This is a genomic window from Streptomyces sp. NBC_01498, from assembly GCF_036327775.1.
In the GTDB taxonomy this organism is placed as follows: domain Bacteria; phylum Actinomycetota; class Actinomycetes; order Streptomycetales; family Streptomycetaceae; genus Streptomyces.
In genome coordinates, this window is record NZ_CP109598.1 from 1,530,134 (window position 1) to 1,551,628 (window position 21,495).

Below are 21,495 nucleotides of genomic sequence, written 5' to 3' on the forward strand. Positions count from 1 at the left end.
GGCTCGGGTCTCCCCCGGCTTCACCCCTTCAGGTGACGTTTCGGTGGAACAGGGCGGATGTCAGACGTCGATCCGGGCACGGTCCAGCGTCGCGGCGGAACTGGTGATGAACTCCTTGCGCGGCGCGACCTCGTTGCCCATGAGCAGGTCGAAGACCTGCTCGGACGACTCCAGGTCCCCGATGTTGATCCGCCGCAGGGTGCGGTGGCGGGGGTCCATCGTGGTCTCGGCCAGCTGGTCGGCGTCCATCTCACCGAGGCCCTTGTAGCGCTGGATGGAGTCCTTGTAGCGCACGTTCTTGCGCTGGTACTCCAGGAGCGTCTGCCGCAGCTCGTTGTCGGAGTACGTGTAGACGTATTTGTCCTGGCCCTTCTTGGGCTGCACCAGCTCCACCCGGTGCAGGGGCGGAACCGCCGCGAAGACCCGGCCGGCCTCCACCATCGGGCGCATGTAGCGCTGGAACAGGGTGAGGAGCAGACAGCGGATGTGGGCCCCGTCCACATCGGCGTCCACCAGGAGCACGATCTTGCCGTAGCGCGCGGCGTCGATGTCGAACGTACGGCCCGACCCGGCCCCTATGACCTGGATGATGGCGCCGCACTCGGCGTTCTTCAGCATGTCGGAGACGGACGACTTCTGGACGTTGAGGATCTTGCCCCGGATCGGCAGCAGCGCCTGGAACTCGCTGTTGCGGGCGAGCTTGGCCGTGCCGAGCGCCGAGTCGCCCTCCACGATGAACAGCTCGCTGCGCTCCACGTCGTCGCTGCGGCAGTCGGCGAGCTTGGCCGGCAGCGACGAGGTCTCCAGCGCCGTCTTCCTGCGCTGCGCCTCCTTGTGCTGCCGGGCGGCGATCCGCGTACGGGCGGCGGCGACGGCCTTCTCCAGCACCGCGCGGGCCTGTGCCTTGGCGTCCCGCTTGGTCGACGTCAGGAACTCCTTGAGCTCCTTGGCGATGACATTGGCGACGATCCGGTTGGCCGCCGACGTCCCCAGGATCTCCTTGGTCTGCCCCTCGAACTGCGGCTCGGCCAGCCGCACCGTGACCACCGCCGTGAGGCCCTCCAGAGCGTCGTCCTTGACGACGTCGTCCTCGGCGACGCGCAGCAGCTTCGCCGAGCGCAGGGCCTCGTTGACCGTCTTGGTCACCGCGCGCTCGAAACCTGTCATGTGCGTGCCGCCCTTGGGGGTGGCGATGATGTTGACGAAGGAGCGCATCGTGGTGTCGTACCCGGTGCCCCAGCGCATCGCGACGTCGACACCGAGCTCACGGGTGACCTCGGTGGGCGTCATGTGCCCGCGGTCGTCCAGGACGGGCACGGTCTCCTTGAAGACCCCCTGTCCGGACAGACGCAGCACGTCGCAGACGGCCTTGTCCCGCGCCAGGTACTCGCAGAACTCGCTGATCCCGCCGTCGAAGCGGAACGTCTCCTCGACCGTGCCGTCGCCCTCGCTCTCGCCGGGCGCCCGCTCGTCACGGACGACGATGGTCAGGCCGGGGACGAGGAAGGCCGTCTGGCGGGCGCGCTGGTGCAGCGTCTCCAGCGACAGCCTGGCGTCCTTCAGGAAGATCTGCCGGTCCGCCCAGTAACGGATGCGGGTGCCGGTGCGGGTCTTGGGCACCCGCTTGCCCTTGAGCAGCCCGTTGGCCGGGTCGAAGGGGGCGTCGGGGCCGGACTCCGTGAACATGCCGGGGACACCCCGGCGGAAGCTGATCGCGTGCGTCGCGCTGTTGCGGTCCACCTCGACGTCCAGCCGGGCGGAGAGCGCGTTGACGACGGAGGCGCCCACACCGTGCAGCCCGCCGGAGGCCGCGTACGAGCCGCCGCCGAACTTTCCGCCCGCGTGCAGCTTGGTCATCACGACCTCGACGCCCGAGAGGCCGGTCTTGGGCTCGATGTCGACGGGGATGCCGCGGCCGTTGTCCCTGACCTCGACCGAACCGTCCTCGTGGAGGGTGACCTCGATACGGTCGCAGTAGCCGCCCAGGGCCTCGTCGACGGAGTTGTCGATGATCTCCCAGAGGCAGTGCATCAGGCCCCGGCTGTCGGTCGACCCGATGTACATGCCGGGTCGCTTCCGGACCGCTTCGAGCCCTTCCAGGACGAGCAGATGCCGCGCGGTGTAGTTGGAACCGTCACGGTCTGCTGTCAGCAGCGCACTCGACGGCAGGGACGTATCGGCGGTCACGCGGTTCGCTCCTCGCTGAATTTGAAATCTGGCCCGCTGGGTAAGGGCCCGGCGTCGGTCGCCGCTCAGAGGGTACAGAGGCCTGGTAGAGCCGTTGTAGCGCCACCCTATTGAATTCTCATGCTAGCCGAGGCTCGTATGGGTGTTCGATCCCTCGATGGAGTGAAGCACACATCACGTTCCCTTCCAGGCATGAACCATTTAGGCTCCGGGCACGTCCTCATGAACAACCGGCAAGCCGGCCGGGGAGGATCGACCCCTACAAGCAACGCGAAACCGTAAAGCGAAGCAATACGGCTCATTCGCCGCCAACCGGCAACAGACAGCCGCCTCGGGAAGAAGTTTCGAGGAAAGGCCGCGAGCGGGAACGTTTTCGGCCTGGTTGGATGTTGACCCTGGTACGACAGCTCGTCGAGCTAGAGAAGAGGCGACGTGACTACTGTTCTGACCCCCGCGAGCCCGCTGACGGCCGCTGACCGCTGCGACCGCTGCGGCGCCCAGGCATATCTGCGCGTCGTCCTGACCAGCGGTGGTGAACTGCTCTTCTGCGCCCACCACGGACGTAAGTTCGAGCCGGAACTCAAGAAGATCGCCGCGGAAATACAGGATGAGACCGACCGACTGACGGCCGCGCAGGCCGCCGCCGGTGAAGAGGAACACTGACACCTCGACATCCACGACGAGCCGAGGGCCGATCCAGGACCGGCCGACGGGCCGCCACTCCGGGAAACCGGAAGGGCGGCCCGTTCTCTTGCGCCGCGGACCCCTCCCGCGGGCCCTCTCACGGGGCCGGGGGCGCCGTTCAGCCGGTTCCGGGCTCCCCGGTGGCCGCGGCCACCTCCTCGACCGCCGAGGTGATCCGGGTGTAGACCCCCGGACTCCCGGCCCGCCCGCAGCCGCTGCCCCACGAGACGAGCCCGATGAGCCGCCCACGGGCCACCAGCGGCCCCCCGCTGTCGCCCTGGCAGGCGTCGCGCCCGCCCCGGGGGTCGCCGGCGCAGAGCATCGTGGAAGCCGCGTAGCGGCCCCCTGAGCCCCCCGGATAGGCCCGCTCGCAGTCGGAGTCCGCCAGGACCGTCACGGCGGCGGAGCGCAGCGAGGGGGCGTACGCGCCCTGACCGGTGGTGTCGCCCCAGCCGTACACGGTCGCGGAGGTACCCGGAGCCAGGGCCTCCGTCCCCGGATCGGCGGGCCGGACGGCGTAACGCGCGGGCAGTGGCCGCGCCAGGGTCAGCACCGCGAGGTCGGAGACGTGGCTCGCCGGGTCGTATGCCGGGTCGATCCGTACGGAACCGACCCGGACCTCGGACCCGCCCTTCCCGCGCAGCTCCTCCCGGCCCGCGATGACCCGCAGGTCGGTGACGTCCTCCGGCTTGACCCCCAGCACGTCGCGGCCCATGCAGTGCGCGGCCGTGAGCACCTTCGTCGGCGCCACCACCACACCGCCGCAGAACTGGCCCGCCCGGGTGTCCCCGAACCGTTCCCTGCTGGAGAGGGCCACGACCCAGGGACTCTCCGCGGCCGGCGCCGGCTCGCCGCCGACGACCACCCGGTCGGCGGCGGCCGGCACGGGAGAGACGAGCGGCAGCACCGCCCCCGCGGCGATCGTGGCCAGTCCTCCCGTGAGCACTCGGGCAATAGGGCGACGCATACAGGGCTCCTGACTCTCCGGTGACACCTACTGACACAGAGTCACCCATTGAGCCGACAAACGCATCCCCGCAACGCCTGAGGGCCCGGTATCCCGACCGGGATACCGGGCCCTCAGGAAGGGGCCGCGCGAGGGGCGGAGAAGCGGACTAGTCCAGGTAGTCGCGCAGGACCTGCGAACGCGACGGGTGGCGGAGCTTGGACATCGTCTTCGACTCGATCTGACGAATGCGCTCACGCGTCACTCCGTAGACCTTGCCGATCTCGTCCAGCGTCTTGGGCTGGCCGTCGGTGAGACCGAAGCGCATGGAGACCACGCCGGCCTCACGCTCGGAGAGCGTGTCGAGCACCGAGTGCAGCTGCTCCTGGAGAAGCGTGAAGCTGACCGCGTCCGCCGGGACGACGGCCTCGGAGTCCTCGATGAGGTCACCGAACTCGCTGTCCCCGTCCTCGCCCAGCGGGGTGTGCAGCGAGATGGGCTCGCGACCGTACTTCTGGACCTCGATGACCTTCTCGGGGGTCATGTCGAGTTCCTTGGCCAGCTCCTCCGGGGTGGGCTCGCGGCCCAGGTCCTGGAGCATCTGGCGCTGGACGCGCGCGAGCTTGTTGATGACCTCGACCATGTGCACCGGGATACGGATGGTGCGGGCCTGATCGGCCATGGCGCGGGTGATCGCCTGACGGATCCACCAGGTGGCGTACGTGGAGAACTTGTAGCCCTTGGTGTAGTCGAACTTCTCGACCGCGCGGATCAGACCCAGGTTGCCCTCCTGGATCAGGTCCAGGAAGAGCATGCCGCGGCCGGTGTAGCGCTTGGCCAGGGAAACCACCAGACGGAGGTTGGCCTCCAGCAGGTGGTTCTTGGCGCGGCGCCCGTCCTCGGCGATGATCTCCAGCTCGCGCTTGAGCTTGGGGGCGAGCTTGTCGGCGTTGGCCAGCTTGTCCTCGGCGAACAGACCCGCCTCGATGCGCTTGGCCAGTTCGACCTCCTGCTCCGCGTTGAGGAGCGGGACCTTGCCGATCTGCTTGAGGTAGTCCTTGACCGGGTCGGCGGTGGCGCCCGCGACGGCGACCTGCTGGGCCGGCGCGTCGTCCTCGTCGTCGTCGGAGAGGACGAAGCCCTTGCTCTCGCCCTCGGGCTCCTCCTCGTCGCCCTTGCCCGCCTGGACCTCCTCGACCGCCTCGTCGCCGTCCACGGCGTCGTCGGCGTCCTTCTTGCCGGCGGTCTTCTTCGCCGCGACCTTCTTGACGGCGGCCTTCTTCGCCACCGCCTTCTTGGCCACGGTCTTCTTCGCCGCCGCCTTCTTGGCGGGCGCGGCGGCCTCGTCGGCGGGGGTCTCCACGGACTCGGCGGCCGGGGCCGCGCTGGCCGCGACGGTCTTCGTATGAACGGTCTTGGCGGCGACTGTCTTGGTGGCGGTGCGCTTCGCCGGGCTCTTCGCAGCGACGCTCTTGCGGGCGCGCTTCGGCGACTCCGCGGCACTGACCATCAGCGTCACACCCTCTTCCTCGAGGATCTGGTTGAGGCTGCGCAGAACATTCTTCCACTGGGTTGGCGGAATCTGGTCAGCCTCGAAGGCCCGACGCACGTCGTCGCCGGCGATCTGCCCATCAGCCTTTCCCCGCTCGATGAGCGCCATCACAGACTCGGACTCGGCGATCTCCGGCGGGAGCGTACGGGATGTGCTGGCCGACACGAACAACCTCTCGGAACGATGGAAACGGCTTCCGGCTCCCCCCAGGATCGGGGCGGAACCGACGACCGTCGACTGGGGATGTGCCGACGGCGCGGGCTTGACCTCGGAGCGGAGTCGGCGCCACTGTCGTGGCGGCTGTCCCTCCGTGGCTGTCACCTCTTAGGTCATCGCCCTGCCTCGTGGAGCGTTACGCCCAATCCACGTGGCCCGAGTCACACCCCATTTGCGGCAAAGCGGCCAGAACGGTCCTATCGCACGTCCGTGCCGCCGGACCCGGGGGCCGGCGGCACGCCACACGTACGCGTCCGACCGTCCTGACCTTGTTCTTCCCGCTCGGCGGCGGGGAACACACGCAGGGCGGCTCGGGCTCGGCGGCCGGGTCGCGCCTCCGGGTACGCGACCCGAGTCCGGCGTCCGGGCGCGGCACCCGGACGCGCTCAGTGCTCGCGAGGCGCGGGAACGACGCGTTCCACTTCCGGGTGCACCATCAGGAGCTGCCGCATGGCGGATTCGGACGCCTGCCCGTCACCGGCGGCCAGCGCCTCGACGATCCGGGCGTGGTGGGAGAGCGACACGTCGGTGGGCCGGTCACAGCCGGTGACGGGGCCACCGGAGACCTGGAGGGCGGCGGAGACGATCCCCGAGAGGTGCTCCAGCATCCGGTTGCCCGCGAGCTGGATCAGCAGCGAGTGGTACTCGGCGTCGGCGCGCGAGAAGGTGATCGAGTCGCCCTGGGCGATGGCGTGCCCCATGATCTCGACCATGTCGGCCAGCCTCTGCTGGACGTCCTCGCGGCCGTGGCCGGCGGCCAGCCGGGCGGCGAGGGGCTCGATCGTCCAGCGCATCTCGGTCAGCTCACGGCGCTGGTCGTCCCGCTGGGGCCCGAAGGCCCGCCATTCGATGATGTCGGCGTCCAGCAGATTCCAGTCACTCACCGGCCGGACCCGGGTGCCGACGTTGGGGCGGGCGCTGACGAGGCCCTTGGCCTCCAGGACGCGCAGCGACTCACGGACGACCGTGCGGGAGACCTCGAAGCGCTGGCCGATCTCCTCCGGTACGAGGGGGCGGTCGGCGCCCAGATCGCCGGAGACGATCATCTGGCCGAGCTGCTGGACGAGTTGGCCGTGCAGTCCACGGCCCCGGCTCCCCGCCGAGCGCCGGCCCACCCGGCCCAACTCGTTGTCCCCGCCGTCCCATGCGGGGACGGGGACGCGGTCGGCGCCGGGCGCCTCCGCGTAGGGGTAGCGGTCGATTCCACCCGGGGCCGAGAGGCCGGAGTCGACGGAGCGGGCGGCGGTCATCATGGTGTGCGCAAGGGTACTCACGCATCCTTTGTCGGCTCCGTCCGTCGGCCCCTTGAGGTCTTTGGTGAAAAGCACACGAAAGGGTGATCGGCGCCCGCCCTTCGATTGACGACTTATCGTAAAGAAGCGGGCGTAATCGGGGAGTTATGGGCGGGCGTGCCTCCTTCGGTCGTCAGGCGATCACCAACGGGCCCTCCGGCGAAGGCTCGTGAACAGATACGCGCAGAGCAGGCCCGTCAACGACAACGTCAGCGCGGCGGCGACGGGCTGGGCGAGGACGTGGCCGGTCGCCACGAGCCAGCGGTCGGCCGCTTCCGGCCATCGCGGCCAGGCCAGTTCGCGCAGCCGGGCCGGAAGTCCGGCGATCGAACGGGCCGACGGAACGGCGAGTCCCTTCCGTACGAGGGGCACGACCACGACCGGTACGGCGAGGACGGCGGCGACCCCGGCGCCGGTGACCCGGAAGATCCCGGCCCCGAGCAGGCCCGCCCAGGCGCAGCCGACGGTGAGTCCGGCCCAACTGACGGCGAGCGCGGGCCAGTCCGGTGGCAGTACGTCCGTTCCAGCGCCGTACACCAGTCGCATCGACTGTGAGGCGACCACGACGGTGAGGGCCGCGAGCAGCAGGGCGGCGGTGCCGGTGACGGTGAGTTTGGCCAGCAGCAGGCCGAGACGGCGCGGGACGGTGCCCCGCCCGGCGGCGAGGGCGGGGTAGCGGTACTCGTCACCGAAGGCGAACGCGCCGAGCAGACCGGCGCCGAGGGCGGCGGGCGGCAGTGGGAGGAAGTCGGGCCAGGCCGCGAGCAGACCGGGCAGTGGGGTGGTGCCGGTACGGGCGAGCGGCAGGGTCAGGGCGACGGAGGCGACCAGGACGGCGGCGGTCACGAGCCAGGGGGTCCGTACGCCGAGAAAGCGTCGGAGCTCGTAGCGGAACGGGCGCAGCGGGCTTCGTACGGGGCGCGCGGCGAGCGGGGGTGGCGGGAGGCCGTTCCGCGGCCCGGCGGGCGGTGGTGGCGCCTCCGACGCCGACGCCGGGCGCGCGGGGGGCACCAGATGCGCGGCCGCTCTCGGGCCGGTGTCGCCGGTCTCGTCGGCGAGTTGGTGGACGAGGATGCCGTGCCGGAAGGCGGTCTCGCCCAACTCGGCGCAGCTGCTGCCGAAGACGGTCAGCCGTCCGCCCGCGTCGGTGACGACCTCGACGGAACGGCGGTCCGCGCGGGCCTCGCGGTTGACGGCTTCGGCGAGGCGCGCCGCGTGCGGGGTGCGGATGACGACGCGCGGGCGCAGCCGGGTCCGCGCGAAGTCGGCGGCGTCCTGGTCGGCGACGAGGCGGCCCTCGTGGAGGGTGACGACGCGATCGGCGATACGGGCCGCCTCCTTGGGATCGCCGGTGGCGCAGAGGACGGTGCCGCCGTGGGCCGCGTGCGCCCGGAGCAGCCCGTGCAGCCAGCTCCTCTCGCGGGGGGAGAGGCCCGCGGCGGGTTCGTCGAGGACGAGGGTGTGCGGGTCGCCCAACAGGGCGGCGGCGAGGCCGAGTCTGCGGTCCATACCGAGGGAGAGGGTGCCGAGCGGCTCGTCGCGCAGGGCGCCGATGCCCACCAGGTCGAGCAGGGCGTCGGCGCGCGAGGCGGGCAGACCGGCCGCGGCGCAGAGCATGCGGAGCTGCCCCTTCGTGGTGCGGGCGGGATGGCCCGGCACGTCTCCGAGCAGGACGCCGACCTCGCGGGCGGGATGGGCGATGCGGTGGAGGGGGCGGCCCCGGAAGTAGGTGATGCCGCGCCCGGATTCGAGTTCGAGCATGAGCCGCAGGGTGGTGGTCTTGCCGGCGCCGTCCGCACCGAGCAGTGCGGTGACGTGTCCGGCCCGCGCCTCGAAGGTCAGATCGTCCACGGCGGGCGGGAGGTCGCGGCGGGAGGTGCTGGTGAGTCCGATGGCCTGGAGCATCGTTTCTCTCGCGGGAGGTGGGACCGCTCGGCGGCAGGATGGGTACCGCAGCAAGATAACGCGACATGTCCGACTTACGGCGCAGGGCTTCGGCAGGGGGTGTCCGACGCCGGACGCGGACCGGTTCGGCCGACGCCATGGGTCACGGGGGGTGCGTGACGGGACGGGGGTGCGGGGTGGGGCGGCGGGGCGGCGGACGGATTCGTACGGGGCGAAGCGGGCGCGCTCCGCCGCCGCCCCGGGCCGCCTCGCGAGGCGCTGTGGCGGCGTGGCGCGCTGGAGAGGACTGCCGGAGAGGACTACCGGCGTCGAGCGCCTTGGCGTGCTCCGCCGTGGTCGGTGGGGAGGTGCCGGGCGCCGCGTGCCGGGCGCCGGGCGGGACTCTCCCGGCCACGGACCGAGTCCTCCGGGCTCGGGCGTTCGGGCTCGGGCGTTCGGCAGGCCCGGAGCGCCGAACTCAGACCTCGGGGCGCAGCATCGGCGGGTTGAGCACGGTGGCCCCGCCCGCCCGGAACAGCTGGGCGGGCCGCCCGCCCTGCCGTGTGGTGGTGCCCCCGGACGGCACCAGGAAGCCGGGGGTGCCGGTGACCTTGCGGTGGAAGTTACGGGGATCGAGCACGACGCCCCACACCGCCTCGTACACCCGTCGCAGCTCGCCGACCGTGAACTCCGGCGGGCAGAAGGCGGTGGCCAGCGAGGAGTACTCGATCTTGGACCGGGCCCGCTCGACCCCGTCCCCGAGGATGCGCGCGTGGTCGAAGGCGAGCGGCACGGGCTGCTCGCCGTCCCGGTCGAAGCCGCCCTCCTGATCCAGCAGCGCCTCCACGGGCGCCCAGCGGGCACTGTTGGCGTCGCCCCCCGCGCGAGGTGCGGGAAGGTCGGGCGCGAGCGCGAGATGCGCCACGCTGACCACCCGCATCCGGGGGTCCCGTGCCGGGTCGCCGTAGGTCGCGAGCTGTTCGAGGTGAGCGCCGTTGGCGGGAGAGGGCGCCGCCGGGTCCTGCGCGCGGAGGCCGGTCTCCTCGGCCAGTTCACGGGCCGCCGCCGCGCCCAGGTCCTCGTCGCCCTTGACGAAGCCGCCGGGCAGCGCCCAGCGCCCCTGGAACGGTGTCTCACCACGCCGTACGACCAGCGCGCACAGGGCGTGACGCCGCACGGTGAGCACGACCAGGTCGACGGTGACTGCGAACGCGGGGTAAGCCGACGGGTCGTAGGGCGACATGCCGGTGATCTTAGTCGTCTGCCTGACGATAAACATCCGTTCCAGCCAGGTCGGCCGACTTCTTCCCCACCCCCGCGTCCCGCCCCGGGTCCCGGCCCTCACCGTGGCAGAACGGGTGCCGCTCCTCCCCCGCCGCCCGGCTCCGGGGGACCCGGCCGACCGACTCCGCCGGAGCGAGGACACGGCAGGCGCAGGCCCGGCTCCGCAAGCCCCGAGGGGTGGGCGGCGCCCGGCCACCGCCACACCTCCGCCCGTCCCCGCTCCCCTCCTCCTCTCCATCGCTTCTCCATCGCTTCTCCGTCCTGCTTCGCGTCGGTTCCGCACCCCAGTCAGCCGCCAGTTGTCGTCTCCCGCTGTCCGCCACGACCGGCAGCAGGACCGCGCGCCGTCTGCGGGCTCGGACGGGGCCTCGGCGACGACACCGTCCCCGGTGCGGTCTTCTTGACGGTCGCCTTCTTGTCGGCCCTCTTCCTCACCGCCCGTTCCACCGCCCGTTCCGTCAGCTTCCGGGTACTCCTCTTCGTCGCGGCCCGCCTCCGCGCGCGTGGACGGGGACTCGTCGCACTCTCCTCGTCGCCTCGCAGACAGCGCCGGAGGGTCTCCGGGTCGAGCCCCTCGTTGAACGCCTGATGGAGAAGCAGGGCGAACGTGTAGGTGGGATCGAGGCGCAGGGCGAGTCCGAGCGCGACCCGGGCCTCCGGTTCGTCTCCGCAGGACCAGGCCACCCAGCCGGCCAGGGTGAGCGGGGCGACCGCGTGCTCCTCGTAGGGCCCGACGCAGCGTCGGGCCAGGGCCTGCCAGAGCCGCAGTGCCGGTTCACCGTCGGGGCCCTCCATCCACCGGGCGGCCCGGTCCCGGGTCTCCCGGTCCTGAAGGCCGATGATCACCGCCGCCGCTTCGTCGTCGGTGATGAGCCGGTCGTCGGCGCTGTCGGGGCTCACGTCGCTGCCCACGGCGGCCCGCCGGCCCTCGTCCGGGCGCGCCGGGGCCGGTCGGGTCCCCGCCAACCGGTCCATCAGCTCACGCGCGGTGCGAAGCGTCGACGCGGCGATCCGCTCCCGGTCGCCACCGCCCAGGATCAGCGGCACCAGCGTGGCCGCCGCCTTGTCGAGCGCCTGTCGCTGGTTCGTCACCCGGTGCGCCACGTCGCGCCGGGGCTCCAGCCGTGCCTCCATCTCCCGCAGCGTTCCACGCACCCGGATTCCGGCGTAGGCGGAGGCGGCGGCCATCACCGATGTGCCGGGCAGGGCAAGCGGACTGCCCTCCGGCGGGCAGCAACGGGTGTCCGGGCAGCAGTAGGACCAGTAGCGACCGCCGGACACGCAGAGCACCTCGTGCACGGGAATGTCGAGACGCCCGAAGCTGGTGCGGATCTCCTGCGCGAGCGGGCGCAGGCGGTCGCGTACGCCCCGGCCTGCGGCACCGTGCTCCGGATCCTGGCAGAGGAAGGCCACGATCCCCTCCGGGCGGGAACCGCGCCGCTCGCTCCCCTCCACCAGGCAGGCGGCCAACTGCGCGGCGACGGGAGCCCATTCGCGGGGCGAGCGCGGGATCCCGAGCCTCAGCCGCCCGCCGAATCGGCCCTCGTCACCATGGAGCGCGACGAGCACGATCGAGTCGGTCGGGTGGAAGCCGAGCAGGAACGGCAGGGCGTCCGCGAGCTCTCCGGGGCTGCGCAGGGTGACCTGCTGCTCGGCGGCGGGACGGGTCGGTTCGCTGTGCTTGTTCATGGCTCGACCGTCCCGCGGAACCCGAAATCCCGCGACCCCTGTGGATAACGTTATCCACAGGCCGGCTCCGGCATTCGCGCTTTGTCCCGGCCATCGGGTTGCATGGGGGCATGACCAACGCAGAACGCGCAGCTCTCCGGGGTTCGGCCGACGCCGTCCTCGCCCGCCTCGTCGGTGACGCCACCGGCGCTGCCCGCCTGCGCGAGGACCAGTGGCGGGCCATCGAGGCCCTCGTCGCCGACAAACGGCGCGCACTGGTCGTCCAGCGGACCGGCTGGGGCAAGTCCGCCGTGTATTTCGTCGCCACGTCCCTGCTCCGCGCGCAGGGCAGCGGCCCGACCGTGATCGTCTCCCCGCTCCTCGCGCTGATGCGCAACCAGGTGGAGGCCGCCGCCCGCGCCGGGATCAGCGCCCGCACGATCAACTCGTCCAACTCCGAGGAGTGGGACACGATCCAGGCCGAGGTGTCCGCCGGGGAGGTGGACGTGCTGCTGGTCAGCCCCGAAAGGCTGAACAATCCCGACTTCCGCGACCAGGTCCTGCCCGCGCTGTCGGCGGCCACCGGTCTGCTGGTGGTGGACGAGGCACACTGCATCTCCGACTGGGGCCACGACTTCCGCCCCGACTACCGCCGTCTGCGCACCATGCTCGCCGAACTGCCGTCCGGTGTCCCGGTGCTGGCGACCACCGCCACGGCGAACGCGCGGGTGACGGCCGACGTCGCCGAGCAGTTGGGCACGGGCGCGGGCACGGACGCGCTCGTGCTGCGCGGAGCACTCGACAGGGAGAGCCTGAGCCTCAACGTGCTCAGGCTGCCGGACGCCGCGCACCGGCTGGCGTGGCTGGCCGACCACCTGGTGGAGCTGCCGGGCTCCGGCATCATCTACACGCTGACGGTCGCGGCGGCCGAGGAGGTCACCGCGTATCTGCGCCAGTGCGGTCACACCGTGGCGTCCTACACGGGCCGTACGGAGAACGCGGACCGGCAGCAGGCCGAGGAGGATCTGCTCGCCAACCGGGTCAAGGCGCTGGTCGCCACCTCCGCGCTGGGCATGGGGTTCGACAAGCCCGACCTCGGCTTCGTCGTCCATCTCGGCTCCCCGTCCTCCCCCATCGCCTACTACCAGCAGGTGGGCCGCGCCGGGCGCGGGGTCGAGCACGCCGAGGTGCTGCTGCTGCCCGGCAAGGAGGACGAGGCCATCTGGCGCTACTTCGCGTCGGTCGCCTTCCCGCCGGAGGAGTTGGTCAGGCGCACGCTGGACGTCCTGGCGCATGCGGACCGGCCCCTCTCGCTGCCGGCTCTCGAACCGCTGGTGGAGCTGCGCCGCACCCGGCTGGAGACGATGCTCAAGGTGCTCGACGTGGACGGCGCGGTGCACCGGGTCAAGGGCGGCTGGACCAGCACCGGACAGCCCTGGGCGTACGACGCGGAGCGGTACGCGTGGGTGGCCCGCCAGCGGGACGCCGAGCAGCAGGCCATGCGGGACTACGCGACGACGACGGCCTGCCGGATGGAGTTCCTGCGGCTCCAGCTGGACGACGAGGAGGCCGCGCCGTGCGGACGGTGCGACAACTGCGCGGGGGCCAGGTTCACCGACAAGGTCTCGGACCGCGCCCTGGACGCCGCCCGGGGCGAGTTGGGCAGGCCCGGCGTGGACGTGGAGCCGCGCAAGATGTGGCCGACCGGGCTGAGCGCCATCGGCATCGATCTGAGGGGACGCGTTCCCGCCGGGGAGCGGAGCTTCCCCGGCCGGGCGCTCGGCCGGCTCTCGGACATCGGGTGGGGCAACAGGCTGCGCCCGATGCTGGCTCCCCAGGCGCCGGACGGCCCCGTCCCCGACGACGTGGTGGACGCCGTGGTGAGCGTTCTCGCCGACTGGGCGCGGGGGCCGGGTGGTTGGGCGAGCGGTGCGCAGGACGCACCGGCGCGCCCCGTGGGCGTGGTGACCGTGGCCTCGCGGAGCAGGCCGGGGCTCGTGGGATCCCTGGGCCGCCGGATCTCCGAGGTGGGCCGGATGCCCCTGCTGGGCGAGGTGGAGTACGCGCCCGGTACCGAGGGCGCCGCTGTCTCCCGTACGAACAGCGCCCAACGGGTCCGTGCGCTGCACGAGGCGTTCGTCGTGTCACCGGAGTTGGCGGGTGCCCTGACCTCGGCGGCGGGGCCCGTACTGCTCGTCGACGATCTCTCCGACACCGGCTGGACCCTGGCCGTGGCCACCCGGCTGCTGCGCCGGGCGGGCGCCGCGGGAGTGTTCCCGCTGGTCCTGGCCGTTCAGACATGACCACGTATCGGAGGGGCCCGGACGGGGCAGAATCAGGGCAGGGATATGAGCGCCATTCCCTCCCATTCCGGCCAGGAGCGCCAATTGCTCGTTGCCGCATGCCCGACCGCCCGCAAGAATTGGGGAAGCCCCCCGCACGGTCGGACCGTTCGTGGTTCGGAGGGACTGTGCCCTGGCGCGCCTCATCCGACCCTGCCCGCACCGTGGGCGCGTATGCGAAGGGAGGAACGTGACCTTCGGATTCGCTCCGTCCACAGCGTCCTCCGTCACGACAGCCGATTCCGTCACCCGCCTCGCCAGGATGCTCGAACCCGCCGAGTGGGCGGCGGCCGGCATACCCCTGCTCCGCAACCCTCGCGAAGTCGTCAGCGGTCTGCACTCCCGGCACCGGCCGCTCCCGGCCACCGCCGTCGTCGCCGTGCTCGATCACGAGGAACGGCTCGCGGCCAGCGCCTCGTTCACCCCTCGGGCGGCACCGGTGGACGGCTGGGAGTTCCGTAACGCGCTGCTGGCGCATCTGCGCCGGGTCATCCCGCACGATCTGCGCCGACGCACACCGGCGCGTACCGCCGTGCTCCTCTACTGCCGTGACGGCGACGAGCGCTGGACGGAGGAGGACGGGGCGTGGATGTGGGGGCTGCGGGACGCCTGCACCCTGCACGGTCTGCGCTGCGGCGCCTACATCACCCTGACGCGGGGCGGCTGGCAGGTGCTGGGTGAGGGCCGGGGCGGACGGCGGCCCCACTCGGAGTCGGTGCCCGAGAGTCTGGCCGACACGGTGTCCGACCCCGCTCCTTCGCCCGTGCGCTCCGGAGGCGGTGCGGTGGAGACGCTGCGGCGGACTGCGGCGCGCTGACCGTTCACGTCCCACGGCTCGTGCCCGGCCGCCCGCATCGGGGCGACCGGGTCGTGGTCGGCGGAGCCGGGGGTCGTCATCCCGGTCCGCCCGGCGGGGAACGGGTCAGACGCCCGCGCCGAGCACGGAGTTGACCCGCTCGGAGTCACCGCACACGACGAGCAGCGTCGTCGCCCGCTCGCGCGCGGTCGGCAGCACACGCGCGACGGTGTCGTCGCCGCCACCGTTCAGCGCGACGACGACCACGGGCCGCGCCTTCGCGCGGTCGACGGCCGGGGCACCGGCGAAGAACACGTCCTCGCCGGCGTCGTGCTGCTCCCAGTAGGAGTTCTCACCGAAGGACAGTTCGTGCGTGGCCCACGGGTGCTGGTCGCCCGTGGTGAGCACGAGGATGTCGCCCGGCGCGTGGCCGGAGTCCAGCAGCCGGTCCACCGCCTCCTCGGCGGCGTCCAGCGCGCCGTCCACCGAGGCGGGGACGAGCTGGACCTGGGGGACGGTACGGGTCTCCGGCGCCGCGGCGGCCGGCCGCTCGGCGGGGACCTGCGAGTGCTCCGGCGGTGCGGGCCTCGCGGGACCGCGACCCGGATGGCCGGGGCGCGGTGTGGCCGCGGTCCGGGGCCCGGGAACGGGACGGGGACGCGGACCGGGTACGGGACGGGGGGTCGACGCGTTACGGCCGGTGGCCGAAGTGGCGTGAGGACCCTGGGCGCTCTCGTGAATCTGAGGCTCCTCGGGGATGAGAGGCATGGATGGATGTCTATCAAACGTCGGCGCGCAAGTCACCGTCGGGTGGGCACATCTGTGCCAACTGTTGCCCTTGTCGGATACGACCGGGGCGGCGCACGGGCCGCATCGGACATAATCGGACAAAGACCGGTCACCTCGCGCCGTTCGGGACCGGGACGTCGGGGGCACGTCGTCGGGGTCAGAAGTCGAAGCCGAGCTGGCCCTCGCTCTCGCTCTCCGGCGATTCCGCTTCGGCGGGGAGACGGATCTTCTTGAGGTGGCGCCACCGGGGCAGCGCGTCGAGGTACGCCCACGACATCCGGTGGTGCGAGGTCGGGCCCCGTTCCGCGAGCGCCGCCTTGTGCACCGGCGAGGGGTATCCGGCGTTGTCGTGGAAGGCGAACCCGTCGCACTCCTCGGACCTGGCGCCCAGTTCGGCCATGATGGCGTCCCTGCGGACCTTGGCGAGCACGGAGGCCGCGGCCACCGAGACACAGGACGTGTCGCCCTTGATGACCGTGCGGACCTGCCACGGCGTGCCGAGGTAGTCGTGCTTGCCGTCCAGGATCACGGCGTCGGGCCGTACCGGCAGCGCGTTCAGGGCGCGTTCGGCGGCGAGGCGGAGCGCCGCGGTCATGCCGTGGTCGTCGATCTCCTCCGGCGAGGCGTGCCCTATGGCGTGCGCGGTCACCCAGGACCGGAGTTCCCGCGCCATGTCGGCCCGGCGTCCGGGGGTGATCAGTTTGGAGTCGGTCAGTCCGACGGGAGCCCTGCGCAGTCCCGTGACGGCCGCGCAGACCGTCACCGGTCCCGCCCACGCGCCGCGTCCGACCTCGTCGACACCAGCGATGATCCTGGCACCGGTGGTGGCGCGGAGCGATCGCTCCACTGTGTGGGTGGGTGGTTCGTACGGCATGGCACTGGCAAGGTTACGCCGCCGGCTCCCGGCCCGACACCCGGGGTGCCCCAGCCGTGCGCGGCCCCGGCGGCGGCGCGCCCGGCGCCCCAACACGCCCTCGGCGCGGGGCCGTACGGGAGGACGCGCACCTCGCCGTACGGTTCGACGCGCGCCTCGTCACACGGGTCGATCCCCGCCTCGCCGCGTGGGTCGCCGCCCGCCCCGCCATGGGTCGAGGCTCGTGCTCGTCCCCGCGGGCCGCCGCACCGGGGGGCGCCGTAAGCCCGCGCAAGTCGCCCGTCATTGCGTCTGGTTGACCGCTTCGGCCGATTCGGCCGATTCGGCGGACCGGCGGTCCGCCGCGCCCCGAGCGGTGCCCCGCTCCGCGGAATCGCCCGGCGGTGTCGCCCCCGCTCCGTCGTCGCCGGCATGGGCGTGGGCCCGCACCCGGTCGAGCAGGGTGGCGGCGTCGGGACGTGCCTGGAGCGCGGGCAGCAGAAGGAGCCACAGGTCGTGCAGTCGCTCCTCGATGTGCTCCCGCCCGTCCAACGCGTCGGAGACGGTGTGCAGTCCGAAGAAGGCGTAGACGACGGCGTTCCCCGCCTTCCGGGGATCGACCGACGGGGCGAGCGCGCCTTCGGCGTCCGCTTCCTCCAGCAGGCCGACCACGGTCTCGATCCATCCCTCGAACGGAGACGGCAAGGACGCGTCGACGGAGTTGCGTTCGGCCCACAGGCGGGAACCTCCCCGGACCACGACGTCGTCCCGGAAGGCGCGCGCGACCGAGAAACTCAGACCGACGAGTCTCTCCAGCGCCGGGAGATCCACCTCGCGGTGGCGCGCGATGAGCGCGGGCCATGTCGCGAAGACCTCCTCCATGAGGGCGAGTGCGAGCTTCTCCTTGCCCGCGTAATGGAAGTAGATCGCTCCGCTCGTCCGGCCGGAGAGCGCGCTGATGTCACTGATGCTCGTACCCGCGTAACCCCGCTCCTCGAACAGGTGCGCAGCGGTCTCCAGAAGAGACCGCCGTGTTGCCTTCGCCCGTCCTTGCACATTCACCCCGATGCCGCACCGTCGCGTTTCCGCAGGGAAATCTAGCCCATACCGCGGTCATGATCGAAAACGACTGGAGTGCAGACCCGTGGAGTATGAGTTCTTCTGATTACATGGAGAATTTGGCGGGTGCGGTCACGGGTGAAGCCCGGCTGAGCTGGTCACGAACCGTGCCTCGTGAGCTGGTGCACCGTACGTCGACGGCGGAGGTGCTCCTCACGGACGTATGTCCGGACGGACGGCGGAACGTGTTCGAGGCGGCGGCCTCCTGGCCGCGCTCGCACCCCACGTTTCCCCGGGACGGCACGGACCTCCACAGTCCGCTGATCGTCGTCGAGACGATGCGCCAACTCGGGATCTATGTCCCGCTGCGCCATTACGCCGTGCCACCGGAATTCCGCTCGTTGATCACCGATCTGCACTTCCGGATCGATCCGGACGCGGAACCTCGCGCCCTCACGAATTCCACGGACGTGGGCTGTCGTGTACGGGTGTCCGACATACGTTCCACGGCGGACGGCACCGTCACCGGGCTGCGGATGGAGGTCGCCTTCCGGTTCGGCGGCACGGTGTTCGCGCGGGCCGGCGGCGGGGCCCGCTTCGTGAGCCCGGAGCGGTACGCGGCGCTGCGGGGTGCCAGGACGACGGCGCGTCCGCCCGTGCCCCTCGGCCGCCCCACCAGTCCTGACCTCGGACGACTCGGAGTCGCCGACGCGCGCGACGTGATGCTCTCCGTCGCCAGGGGCGCCGTACGGCTGCAACCGGCCGATCCCCGGCACCCGTTCTTCTTCGACCATCCCTCGGACCATGTCCCCGGCATGGTCATGCTGGAGGCGGCGCGGCAGGCCGGCGCGCTCGCAACGGACGGCCGGTGCCTGCGCCCTACCGCCGGACGGCTGAAAACCGTGAGCTTCGCCGAGTTCGCCCCGGCCGCTCGCGTGCTGTGCGCCGCGCACCACCGGACCTGCGGTTTCCGGGTCCTGCAAGGGGGCCGTTACGTCGCCTACGGGGCCCTGGATTACCGGTAGACACACCGCCCGCTACCCCCAGTGGCCTCTTGACTACGCTTCGTTGCGGTCCATAACGTAGCGATCGTTATGTTCCTGGGTGAGTTCGGGACGGCCCTCCCTCATGTGCACCCACCGGGAACTGGACCCGCCCCGGAGCGGGCGACCGACGCGGCGACCGCACGCGGCGCTTACGGTGCTCGGCCTCCCCCCTCCTCGGGCATTCCGGAACGGAAGCCACGCATGACCTCTGAACGCGTCCTCTCCTGGACCCCCTCGGCCATCGTCTTCGACTGCGACGGCACGCTCATGGACACCGAAAAGCACTGGCAGGACGCCCGGGAACACGCGCTCGGCGAGTACGGCCTCACGGCGGCGCCGGGCTTCGCGGACCGGGCCAAGGGCCTGCACTACACCGAGTGCGGCCGGCTCATGGCCGAGGAGACCGGCCGCCCCGACCTCATCGGGGAGATGACCGACAGCCTGCTCCGGATCTTCCGCGACCTGGTCGCCGAGAACCCGCTGACCATGCCCGGGGCCCGTGAACTGGTCATGTCCGCGGCCACGTTCGCCCCGCTGGCCGTGGCGAGCAACTGCCCGCTGGAGGTCGTCGAGTCCTGCCTGGACACGGCGAACCTGCGCGGCTACTTCGACCACATCGTCGTCCCCCACGCGGACATCAGGCCCAAACCGCAGCCCGACGTCTATCTCGCCGCCGCGCGCCACTGCGGCACGGACCCGGCGGACACGCTCGCCGTCGAGGACTCGCTGTGCGGTGTCGAGGCCGCGTCACGGGCGGGCATGCGGGTTCTCGGCGTCGGCCCCTGGCCCGGGGAGCAGACCACGGCGATGGTCGACCTGTGGGTCTCCTCGCTGGCCGAACCGGACCTCTCCCGATGGGCGGACGCCCGTATCCCCAAACAGGCCACCCGCTGACGGGAAGCCTCACCGCACCGCCGCCGCACGGCCCGCCGGACCGGCGGTCCTCCGGGTGGGGCTCCGGATCCCGGCCGGAGCCCCACCCCCGTCGCCCGCCGAGCCGTCGGTGCGCCGGCACCTGCGAGCCGGGGCGTCAGCGGTCGACGGCGCGGCCGTCGTCGTACGACGCGCGCGGAGCCGCCCCGCCGTGGCGCGGGATCAGTGAACACTCGTCCCAGCGGGGGTCGATCGGCCGCTCGTCGAGGATGTCCCGGGCCCGGGACTCGCTCCAACTGGTCGCGTACCACGGCTCGTCCGCGTCGCCCAGCTCCCGCTCGATGCCCTGGAGGGCGCAGGAGCGCAGGGGTTCGGGCAGCGCGTCGAGTGCCGGGACCGCGTCGGCGGAGAGCTCCTGGAGGTAGTCGATGTCGATCTTCTCGGACACGCGGTAGCGCTCCGCGTTGCGTTCGGCGATGAGCGCGTCCGGCGAGAGCAGACCGAAGACCAGCACGGCCAGCGCACCGCTCGCGGCCACCGCGCGGGGCAGCAGGCGCCCGCCGACCACACCGGCGGCCATGATGAGGACGATCACAAGACCGAGCCACAGTTCCATCGCGGCGACCGAGACCCGGAGGCGGGTCAGCCCGTACGCGTCCACGTACAGGTCCATCCGCCGCAGCGCCGACGCGACGACGACCAGGGTCAGCAGGCACAGGACACCGAGCACGGCGTTCACGAGCGTACGGTCCCCGGCCCCGTCGCGCGGCGCCCAGCGACGTGCCAGGCCGATCACGAGCAGGGTGAGGAGCGTGGCGCCGAGCAACTGCCAGAAGCCCTGGGTGGCGTACTCGGAATACGTCAGGTCGGTCTCGTGGAGGACCTTGTCGTAACCGCCGAAGAGCACGGTGAGTTGGACGCCGATGAAGACCGCGAAGAGCAGGTTCAGCACGATCAGCGGCAGTGCCCATTCGGCCCGGCCGCGCGCGGTGCCCGGCCGCACCGTGATCCGGTCCCAGCGCAGCGGCGCCGCCGCCGTGTGCGCGGCGGCGAGCGCCCCGACCAGGCCGATCACCAGGAGCAGCGCGCGCCACGGTCCGTCGGCGACCGAGACGTCGGGGATCAGCGCGCCGAGCAGGTCGGCGAAGGCGGCGTCGGCACTCGCGAAGAGGGCGCCGAAGACGACCACCAGGACGACGGCGACCAGCACCGTGCGGACGACGGGCGCCCACCGGCCGCGCGTCCCCTCGGCCCGTCGGCGCACCCCGCGCGCACCCCAGACCAGGCCGCTGCCGAGGGAACCGATCAGCCCGAACGGGCCCAGGACGACGCCGGGCCAGGTGCGGCAGCCGTGCAGGGCGAGCGAACCGAGTGCCAGCGCGGACGTCACGGCGAGGAAGGTCGGCCACGCCGCGTCGCGCAGGGCGGGGACGGCGAGCAGCGCGAGGCCGCCGGCGGCCCAGGCCAGGGTCCACGGGCGCGGTCGCCGTCCGGCGTCGCGCGCGGCGAAGTAGGCGGCGAGCGCGGCCGGGACGGTCACGATCAGCAGGTTGAGCCCGAACCCGTCGCCGAGGAGGAGCGCGCTGAGCAGGCCGGTGGCGGCGACGCACCACAGGGCGCCGACGCCGATGGGCGCGGGTGTCGCGGGGCTGATCTCGCCGATCCAGGCGGGCGGTTCGTGCGGGGTGTGGCGCAGGGGCCGCCGGTCGGGCGGGATCGGGTCCAGCGGCCCGCGGGGCGCGGTGCGGGCCCGGGTGCCCCCGCCCCCGGCCGGTGCCGGTTCGGGCACCTCACTGATCTGCGACGGCGTGTCCGGCACCGGCCCCCCTCACCGCCCGGGGCGGGGCGCACGGCTCCGGGCCGACGCCGAGGCCCCCCGGGCTCGCGTAGACGCACGCCCGTGATGATCAACGAGGCGGCATGGGCCGAGGCTAGCCCCGTACGGCGCGAGGTCCTCCGATGAGGGGAGTCTGTGGCGGGACCGTGACAGTGACGGCGGGCGCGCCGACCGATCCTCCTCAGGA

Annotated in this window: 16 protein-coding genes; 5 read left to right on the forward strand and 11 right to left on the reverse strand. The window is 72.2% G+C overall.

The features are described 5' to 3' along the window. Positions 1–60: 60 nt before the first annotated feature. Positions 61–2,187, reverse strand: a complete 2,127-nt coding sequence (locus OG875_RS06325) for a DNA gyrase/topoisomerase IV subunit B (protein WP_330173249.1) — start codon at positions 2,185–2,187, stop codon at positions 61–63. Between the two features lie 432 nt (positions 2,188–2,619). On the opposite strand from OG875_RS06325, the gene OG875_RS06330 reads away from it, so the two are divergent. Then, positions 2,620–2,850, forward strand: coding sequence for a DUF7455 domain-containing protein (locus OG875_RS06330; RefSeq protein WP_330173250.1), 231 nt, complete (start codon positions 2,620–2,622; stop codon positions 2,848–2,850). Positions 2,851–2,989: 139 nt separating this feature from the next. Here the strand turns inward: OG875_RS06330 and OG875_RS06335 are convergent, their stop codons facing one another. The 6 genes from OG875_RS06335 to OG875_RS06360 all read right to left on the reverse strand — a co-directional run bounded on the left by OG875_RS06335 (position 2,990) and on the right by OG875_RS06360 (position 11,734). After that, the gene (locus tag OG875_RS06335; protein ID WP_330173251.1) at positions 2,990–3,838 is read right to left on the reverse strand and encodes a S1 family serine peptidase; all 849 of its coding nucleotides are present in this window, start codon (positions 3,836–3,838) and stop codon (positions 2,990–2,992) included. A 148-nt stretch (positions 3,839–3,986) separates the two neighbouring features. Then, positions 3,987–5,534 (reverse strand): RNA polymerase sigma factor, encoded by a 1,548-nt coding sequence (locus OG875_RS06340; RefSeq protein ID WP_330173252.1) that lies wholly within the window; start codon positions 5,532–5,534, stop codon positions 3,987–3,989. Between the two features lie 437 nt (positions 5,535–5,971). Beyond that, complete coding sequence (locus OG875_RS06345) at positions 5,972–6,859, reverse strand: FadR/GntR family transcriptional regulator (protein WP_330173253.1); 888 nt, start codon at positions 6,857–6,859, stop codon at positions 5,972–5,974. A 159-nt stretch (positions 6,860–7,018) separates the two neighbouring features. Continuing rightward, positions 7,019–8,782: an ABC transporter ATP-binding protein gene (locus OG875_RS06350; protein ID WP_330173254.1), complete on the reverse strand. Its 1,764-nt coding sequence runs from the start codon at positions 8,780–8,782 to the stop codon at positions 7,019–7,021. A 457-nt stretch (positions 8,783–9,239) separates the two neighbouring features. Further along, entirely contained in the window at positions 9,240–10,004 is a 765-nt protein-coding gene (locus tag OG875_RS06355; protein WP_330173255.1) for an NUDIX hydrolase, read from the reverse strand. A 329-nt stretch (positions 10,005–10,333) separates the two neighbouring features. After that, positions 10,334–11,734 (reverse strand): DUF4192 domain-containing protein, encoded by a 1,401-nt coding sequence (locus OG875_RS06360; protein WP_330173256.1) that lies wholly within the window; start codon positions 11,732–11,734, stop codon positions 10,334–10,336. A 110-nt stretch (positions 11,735–11,844) separates the two neighbouring features. Between OG875_RS06360 and OG875_RS06365 the strand changes: the two genes are divergently transcribed. Next, complete coding sequence (locus tag OG875_RS06365; RefSeq protein ID WP_330173257.1) at positions 11,845–14,016, forward strand: RecQ family ATP-dependent DNA helicase; 2,172 nt, start codon at positions 11,845–11,847, stop codon at positions 14,014–14,016. A gap of 229 nt (positions 14,017–14,245) precedes the next feature. Then, positions 14,246–14,872 carry a hypothetical protein gene (locus tag OG875_RS06370; protein WP_330173258.1) on the forward strand — a complete coding sequence of 209 codons (627 nt, stop codon included), beginning with the start codon at positions 14,246–14,248 and terminating at the stop codon, positions 14,870–14,872. Between the two features lie 105 nt (positions 14,873–14,977). Here the strand turns inward: OG875_RS06370 and OG875_RS06375 are convergent, their stop codons facing one another. The 3 genes from OG875_RS06375 to OG875_RS06385 form a co-directional block, all read right to left on the reverse strand. Next, on the reverse strand, positions 14,978–15,619 hold the full coding sequence (locus tag OG875_RS06375) for a hypothetical protein (RefSeq protein ID WP_330173259.1): 642 nt from the start codon (positions 15,617–15,619) through the stop codon (positions 14,978–14,980). A gap of 178 nt (positions 15,620–15,797) precedes the next feature. After that, positions 15,798–16,514 carry a ribonuclease HII gene (locus tag OG875_RS06380; protein WP_330173260.1) on the reverse strand — a complete coding sequence of 239 codons (717 nt, stop codon included), beginning with the start codon at positions 16,512–16,514 and terminating at the stop codon, positions 15,798–15,800. A 282-nt stretch (positions 16,515–16,796) separates the two neighbouring features. Next, entirely contained in the window at positions 16,797–17,549 is a 753-nt protein-coding gene (locus tag OG875_RS06385) for a ScbR family autoregulator-binding transcription factor (protein WP_330177617.1), read from the reverse strand. A gap of 170 nt (positions 17,550–17,719) precedes the next feature. Between OG875_RS06385 and OG875_RS06390 the strand changes: the two genes are divergently transcribed. After that, entirely contained in the window at positions 17,720–18,577 is an 858-nt protein-coding gene (locus OG875_RS06390; protein ID WP_330173261.1) for a ScbA/BarX family gamma-butyrolactone biosynthesis protein, read from the forward strand. A gap of 222 nt (positions 18,578–18,799) precedes the next feature. Further along, positions 18,800–19,492: an HAD family hydrolase gene (locus OG875_RS06395; RefSeq protein WP_330173262.1), complete on the forward strand. Its 693-nt coding sequence runs from the start codon at positions 18,800–18,802 to the stop codon at positions 19,490–19,492. 136 nt (positions 19,493–19,628) lie between these two features. Here OG875_RS06395 and OG875_RS06400 read toward each other — a convergent pair whose 3' ends face one another. After that, the gene (locus tag OG875_RS06400; protein WP_443079245.1) at positions 19,629–21,134 is read right to left on the reverse strand and encodes a DUF4153 domain-containing protein; all 1,506 of its coding nucleotides are present in this window, start codon (positions 21,132–21,134) and stop codon (positions 19,629–19,631) included. Between the last annotated feature and the right edge of the window lie 361 nt (positions 21,135–21,495).

What these genes read in the sequence shown, in the direction of transcription:
- OG875_RS06395 (WP_330173262.1), top strand. Translation starts at nt 18,800, where the DNA reads ATGACCTCTGAACGCGTCCTCTCCTGGACCCCCTCGGCCATCGTCTTC.
- OG875_RS06380 (WP_330173260.1), bottom strand. Translation starts at nt 16,514, where the DNA reads ATGCCGTACGAACCACCCACCCACACAGTGGAGCGATCGCTCCGCGCC.
- OG875_RS06350 (WP_330173254.1), bottom strand. Translation starts at nt 8,782, where the DNA reads ATGCTCCAGGCCATCGGACTCACCAGCACCTCCCGCCGCGACCTCCCG.
- OG875_RS06335 (WP_330173251.1), bottom strand. Translation starts at nt 3,838, where the DNA reads ATGCGTCGCCCTATTGCCCGAGTGCTCACGGGAGGACTGGCCACGATC.
- OG875_RS06355 (WP_330173255.1), bottom strand. Translation starts at nt 10,004, where the DNA reads ATGTCGCCCTACGACCCGTCGGCTTACCCCGCGTTCGCAGTCACCGTC.
- OG875_RS06360 (WP_330173256.1), bottom strand. Translation starts at nt 11,734, where the DNA reads ATGAACAAGCACAGCGAACCGACCCGTCCCGCCGCCGAGCAGCAGGTC.
- OG875_RS06365 (WP_330173257.1), top strand. Translation starts at nt 11,845, where the DNA reads ATGACCAACGCAGAACGCGCAGCTCTCCGGGGTTCGGCCGACGCCGTC.
- OG875_RS06375 (WP_330173259.1), bottom strand. Translation starts at nt 15,619, where the DNA reads ATGCCTCTCATCCCCGAGGAGCCTCAGATTCACGAGAGCGCCCAGGGT.